The sequence below is a fragment of the Desulfosarcina sp. genome, from assembly GCF_033791525.1.
Taxonomy (GTDB): Bacteria; Desulfobacterota; Desulfobacteria; order Desulfobacterales; family Desulfosarcinaceae; genus Desulfosarcina.
In genome coordinates this window covers 1-6143 of sequence record NZ_JASJGN010000163.1, presented here as the reverse complement: position 1 = coordinate 6143, position 6143 = coordinate 1, and the positions used below count along the sequence as shown (strand labels likewise).

Genomic DNA, 6143 nt, shown 5'->3' with positions numbered 1-6143 from the left:
CTTTGTTAAAGCCGTTTTCATCGGCTTCGGGGCCCGGATCGTACTGATTTCAATTTTAAACCTGAGCAGTAGAAACGGCTACCATGTCGAGGAGAACCAGTTTCACGATATCGGCAAACTCTTTTTCGCGTTCTGCCTGGTGTGGGCCGATTTCTTCTATGCCCAGTTCGTGGTGATCTGGTACGGCAACATCCCCGAAGAGACCGCCTATGTGATCGAGCGCACCATGGCCGCCCCCTGGAACGTGCTGGCCTGGACCGTTTTCATCGGCTGTTTCCTGGCCCCGTTTCTGATCCTGCTCAACCGGCGGATCAAAACCATGCCCAGGGCCATGACGGTGATCTGTCTGGCGGTCATGACCGGTATCTGGCTGGAGCACTACCTGCTCTTGGGCCCCTCCTTCCATCACCATGCCCAACACATTCCCTTGGGCTGGGTGGAAGCCGCCGTAGCCGTCGGTTTTTTCGGCCTGCTGGCCGCTGCCGTCACCGTTTATTTTAAACAATTCCCCGAACTGCTGCAGGGCAAAAAGATCAATAGCCTGGAGGTTGAAAGTGGTTAGGGACAGACAATGGGTCACCCCATAACGATGAAAATCATACTTACATCCGGGAAAAGAACCGCTCTTGAATATAGGTGGTCAGTCTCGGTCCAGATACCTTTAGCCTTAAGTCTAAAACCCTATATCCCTGAGCATTAATAATGGAAATTCTGATTACCTCCTTTTCTCTGCTCACCCTTGCGGTGGTCGTCATCCTGATCGGCACGCGTGGACGGCCTATGCGCTTTTTCACTGCCTTCGGCGAGACGCTGGAGCGCGTCTGGCAAAACCGAGGCCCCATGTTCTGGGTGTCTGCCTGTGTGGTGCTTGTGTTGGGATTCCTTTTCTTTTTCTATGCGTCGCCGGCCACCCGCATCGGCGCCACTCAACCCATCCCCTTCAGCCATCGGCTGCACGCCGGGCACAAGGCCATCGAATGCCGCTTCTGCCACTCATACGTGGACAAATCCATACATCCGGGGTTGCCGGCAGTGGAAAAATGCCTGTTCTGCCACACCTACATCATCGCCAACCATCCGGAGATCAAGAAAGAACACGACTACTTCAACAGCAACACCCCCACACCATGGGTAAAAGTTTACGAACTGGCCGAACACGTGCTGTTTAATCACGAAAGGCATATCAAAAAGGAAATCGCCTGCGAATCGTGCCACGGTGAAGTCAAGGAGATGGATCGGTTGAAAGGCGAACGGTTCAAGATGGGGTTTTGTATCGAGTGCCATCGGGAGAAAAAGGCCAACCTGGGCTGCTGGCTGGCCTGTCACAGTTAATGATGAATGTTAAATTTTTAATTTTGAATGAAGGCATTCTATCGTTTATAAATGGATGGCATACATTCATTCAACATTCATAATTCAAAATTAAAAATTACAAGGAGTCGCCATTGGCCGCTGACACCCAATCGCTTGAATCCACGAACACCACCTCCAAGGGGTTTGCCCTGACCTCAGCCTTCTGGATGATGATCGCCACTTTTTACGGGCTGTTGGGGGCCACGGAACTGGTGGCCCCGGATCTGGCCGAAAACATGGGTGGCATCGTCTTCGGACGCGTGCGACCCACCCACGTCAACCTGGTGCTCTTCGGATTTGTCACCCCGGGGCTCCTCTCGGCAGCCTTCTATTTCATCCCCCGCTTGTTGCGCACCCGGCTGTTCAGTGAACGGCTGGGGGTCATTACCGTGGTGGCCTGGAATATTGCCCTGGTCGGCGTGGTGGCCAGCCTGGCCGCCGGGTTTACCCAGGGTCGTGAATATGCCGAGTTGATCTGGCCCCTGGACATCATGGTGGTGGCCGCCTTCAGCTCGATCTTCTTCAATTTCATCATGACGGTGAAGCACCGCCAGGAGCCGATCCTCTATGTCTCCGTGTGGTACGTGCTGGCCGGCACCATTCTCACCGCCTGCACCTATGCCCTGGGCAACGTGATCTGGAAACCAGATACTGGCGCACTGGTGGGTATCCCCGATGCCATCCTGCTCTGGTTTTATGGCCACAACGTCTTCGGCCTGCTGCTGACGCCTCTGAGCGCTGCGGTGGCCTACTACGTGATCCCGCGGGCCTGTCGGGCCCCCCTTTACAGCCACACCCTCTCCCTCCTGGGATTCTGGGCATTGATCGTGGTCTACACCCACATCGGCACCCATCATCTGCTGCAGGTACCGGTGCCCACCTGGCTCAAGGTGGTAGCCATCGTGGACAGTGTGGCCATGGTGATCCCGGTCATGGCCTTTCTGGTTAACATCTGGTACACGGCCAAGGGCCGCCTGGGTGAAATCCACGCCGATATCGGTGCCAAATTCGTCTTCACCGGCACCATCATGTACTTCTTCGTCAGCATCCAGGGATCACTCATGGCCCTGCCCGACGTCCAGCGTGTGACCCATTTCAACAACTGGGTAGTGGCTCACGCCCACCTCGGTGTACTGGGTTTTGCCGGCATGATTTCCCTGGGCGGGCTTTACTACACGGTTCCGAAGCTGTCAGGAAAACCCCTGTTCAGCCGATTTCTGGCCGATTTTCAATACTGGATGATCCTTATCGGCATGGTCGGATTTACTGTGGTGCTGACCATCGCCGGACTGATCCAGGGCAACGCCTGGATCAACGGCGAAACCGTCTACCGGGTACTGCCGGAAATCCACGTGTACTACGTCGTGCGCGCTGGCCTGGGTCTGTTGATCTTCTCCAGCGCTGTTCTTGGATTCTATAACATCGTCCGCACATTGTTCGGAAAATCCGGAGCGTCATCATGAAAATGACCCCCCTTGCCGTGGTCACCGGCTCACTCTTGATCCTGGCCACCATCGTATTCGTGGTGGTGCTGCTGCCCTATGTCCACACCAACCAGACCACGCCCTCTGAAATCTTTCGCCAGCGGTCGCCCGAAGAAGCCGCCGGGAGAAAACTCTATATCGCCAATGGCTGCGTCTACTGCCATAGCCAGTCCATCCGCACCATCGACTGGGGGTTGGGTGCTGAACGCATCGCCCAGGCCGGTGACTATGTGGCCGATTATCCCATTTTGCTGGGCTCCCAGCGCACCGGACCGGACCTGTCCCAGGACGGCGGCGAGCACCCGGACGACTGGCACGTCGCCCACTTCACGAATCCCCGTTACACGCGGCCGCTGTCCATCATGCCGGCCTTCAAATGGCTGGGTGAACCGAATATCAACAACCTTACCCGTTATGTGCAGAGCCTGGGCATGAAGGACGCTGACAAGCGCATGGCACGCCAAACTTTCTGGAAGGCGGAAGCCATCAAAGCCTATGAGGCCGGCCCGGATGCCAATGTTCAGTGGCTCAACGACAACATCCCCCAGGGCTGGCGTGACGTGCCCAACCCCTATCCCACGACCGAGGCGGGGCTGGCGCGGGGTCACAAAATCTACCAGGACTTCTGCCTCGGCTGCCACGGTCCGGTGGGCGACGGCATGGGCCCGGCCCAGCCGTGGATCTATCCGCCACCACTCAATTTCACCATTTTGAAAAACCGGGAGATCAGCGGTGGGATTCTTTACTACCAGATCATGAACGGCATCACCGGCACGGCCATGCCCTATTTCAAGCGCGAGCTGGAGTCGGAGAAAATCTGGGACGTCGGCAACTATGTGGCCGTCTATTTCATCAACGACAGCGACGCCAACACCGAACCGAAGGGAATCGATGCCGCATATGAGCCTTAGGCTCATACGAGGTGGACAGACGGAAGGGGTTTAGGCTGAAGGATAGGTTAATAGGCCGAAAACGATTAGCAGGAAGAAAAAAGGAACATATTTTGATTAAAGCTGCAGCCACGATTTCCTTTAGCCAAAGAAACTAAGCTTCTATAAAAGCAGTTAGGTTTTCAAGAAGAACAGGATGCATTAAAAAGTGAACCCTTTATCGTTGAAACGGAGAAAGTGCTGAACGGCTTGATTCGATCGGTTAAATAGACTAGTAACCTTCAGCCTTCAGCCTAAAAACCGAATGTACTATCCTTACTTCATCGCCTATATCGGCATCGGCCTGACCATCAGCCTGGTGGTGTTCTATTGGGCCTTCAGGACCGGTCAGTTCAACGATCAGCAGCGGGCGCGCTTTCTGCCTCTGCGGGACGATACCGATCAGCCGCCGCTGAAGGCCACCCGATTCAATCGGCTCGAGATATACGGGCTCTTTTTCCTGGCAACGGCGGGCCTGGGCGCAACGGCAGCAGTGTTGGCCTATGCCTTGTATTTCAGTAAATAGTGTCCGTCCAGAAAAGAAGGATTTTGTTCGAGAACAAGGCATGCGAAATCTTTCACCGTAGGCATATAGTTGATATTCCGAGGATGAAATTTTGAACATAACGCAGATATCGGGCAAAATAATCCTTTATGGATGGGCACTGAATAAGAGGTACAACCCATGAGATTCTATGAACTGCTGAATTTCCAGCACACCATGGCCTGGCTGTTTCCCACCCTGATCTTTATGGTGGTCTTCGGCGTGGGCTTGGCCTTTGCCCATCTGCACGGCAAGGACAGTGAAGCGCGCAAGAAAACAATCACCGGCCGCTATGTCGACGGCCTCGAAGAACGCGACGCGCCCTACCCGCTGATCATGATGCTGATCATCGCCGGGACCTTCATCTGGGGTTTTTTATACATTGTCATGCACGGCCTATTGGGAGTAAAAATCTGATATGAAAGACGAAAACCATCACGAATCCCTGCTCAGAACCTGGCTCTGGCTCGGCGTCATGCTGGGCATCATCCTGTTCAAGGGCTTTCTTTCCTTTTATGTGGTCTCGGACATGGGCCAGCCCACCTGGGCCTATCGCCCGGTGAAAGATGTACCGGCATCGTCGCCCTATGCCGTATACCAGGGGCTGCCCAACCCGCAGCACGTCAGAGGGGCCGGAGGAGAATAAATGGTTCGCATACTGTCAGTCGGCCTGATCGTTTCAACCGTCGCCCTGGTGGCCTGGGGCATAATCACCGGTTACGACGAAGTACTATCCGTTGGGCGCATGTGGGAAACCCCGGCGATCAAGCCCCACGAAAAACCCATTCCGGTCATGGCGGCGGGTAGTGTCCCCATTAACGGTGGTGAGGCACTTTTCCGTGCCGCGACTGCCGAAGCGATCACGCCCCCCTTCTCGCTCGCCGACACCACAGCCATCGCTTCAGGCAAAACCGCCTACCAGTATTACTGCATTCACTGCCACGGCAAGAACTTCGACGGCTACGGAACCGTTGGCCAGAGTTTTGCCCCGCCGCCCGGCGACCTTCGCAGTACCAAAGTCCAGTCCATGCCTGTGGGCGTGCTGTTCAAAGAGATCAGTTACGGCATTCCCGGCGGCCGGCAGCCGGCCCTGGCCACGACCGTGGCGGTGAACGATCGGTGGCATGCCATCGCCTACGTCAAGAGCCTGGGTCTGCGCAACTGATCCGGCAACAGGTAGCTAACACTTCTTTTCCCGCCTTTGCACAACCGGCGAACAATCATGGATGAATCCACCTGCCATCTCTGCAGCCTACCACTGCGCTACGGTGCCGTTTCCCATTCCGTCGACGATCAACCGTTACGGTTCTGCTGCCAGGGCTGCCGGATGGTCTACAGCATGCTGCTGGAATCGGCCGAGGTAGACGATCCGACGCATTTCAAGGAGACCGATTTATACCGTCAGTGTGTGGCTGCCGGGGTAATCCCCGCCAGCGAGGACGATCTAAAACGCATCAACGCACGCGAAAAGCAGGAGACCCAGGCCAGCGCCAAACCGATTGAAGATGAGCAAGCAGTGCCGGACCCATCCGGCACCCTGGCGTTGGACCTGATGGTCGAGGGCATGTGGTGTAAGGCCTGCGCCTGGGTCATCGAAAAGACGGTCTCCCGGTTGAACGGGGTACAGGCGGCAAGCTGTCATTTTTCCACGGATCGCCTGCGCTGCCGTTATCGTCCGGACCGCGTGGCCCCCGACCAGATCCGCAAGTCGGTCACACACCTGGGTTATGGCCTCCGCGAAAGCGGTGCCGCAAAGGTCGGGCAGCGCGCCCAGCGCAAGGAGTTGATTCGCCTGATCATCGCCGGCCTGCTCTCCGCCAACGTCATGATGCT

General features: G+C 56.0%; 9 protein-coding genes. All 9 read left to right on the top strand.

All coding sequences use genetic code 11. The features are described from left to right. Positions 1-562 (top strand): hypothetical protein (locus QNK41_RS07920; protein ID WP_319255493.1); only part of this gene is annotated, 562 nt, incomplete at its 5' end. A 140-nt stretch (positions 563-702) separates the two neighbouring features. Beyond that, complete coding sequence (locus QNK41_RS07915) at positions 703-1332, top strand: cytochrome c3 family protein (protein ID WP_319255491.1); 630 nt, start codon at positions 703-705, stop codon at positions 1330-1332. Between the two features lie 113 nt (positions 1333-1445). Then, positions 1446-2816 (top strand): cbb3-type cytochrome c oxidase subunit I, encoded by a 1371-nt coding sequence (locus QNK41_RS07910; protein WP_319255489.1) that lies wholly within the window; start codon positions 1446-1448, stop codon positions 2814-2816. After that, positions 2813-3748, top strand: coding sequence for a cbb3-type cytochrome c oxidase subunit II (locus QNK41_RS07905; protein ID WP_319255487.1), 936 nt, complete (start codon positions 2813-2815; stop codon positions 3746-3748). Before QNK41_RS07910 ends, QNK41_RS07905 begins: the two co-directional genes overlap by 4 nt. Before the next feature lie 283 nt (positions 3749-4031). Next, positions 4032-4292, top strand: a complete 261-nt coding sequence (locus QNK41_RS07900; protein ID WP_319255486.1) for a hypothetical protein — start codon at positions 4032-4034, stop codon at positions 4290-4292. Between the two features lie 159 nt (positions 4293-4451). Further along, positions 4452-4727 (top strand): cbb3-type cytochrome c oxidase N-terminal domain-containing protein, encoded by a 276-nt coding sequence (locus QNK41_RS07895; protein ID WP_319255484.1) that lies wholly within the window; start codon positions 4452-4454, stop codon positions 4725-4727. A gap of 1 nt (position 4728) precedes the next feature. Continuing rightward, complete coding sequence (locus tag QNK41_RS07890) at positions 4729-4956, top strand: hypothetical protein (protein ID WP_319255482.1); 228 nt, start codon at positions 4729-4731, stop codon at positions 4954-4956. Next, positions 4957-5475: a c-type cytochrome gene (locus QNK41_RS07885; protein ID WP_319255480.1), complete on the top strand. Its 519-nt coding sequence runs from the start codon at positions 4957-4959 to the stop codon at positions 5473-5475. Positions 5476-5532: 57 nt separating this feature from the next. Further along, on the top strand, positions 5533-6143 hold a 611-nt coding region (locus tag QNK41_RS07880), incomplete at its 3' end, for a cation transporter (RefSeq protein ID WP_319255478.1).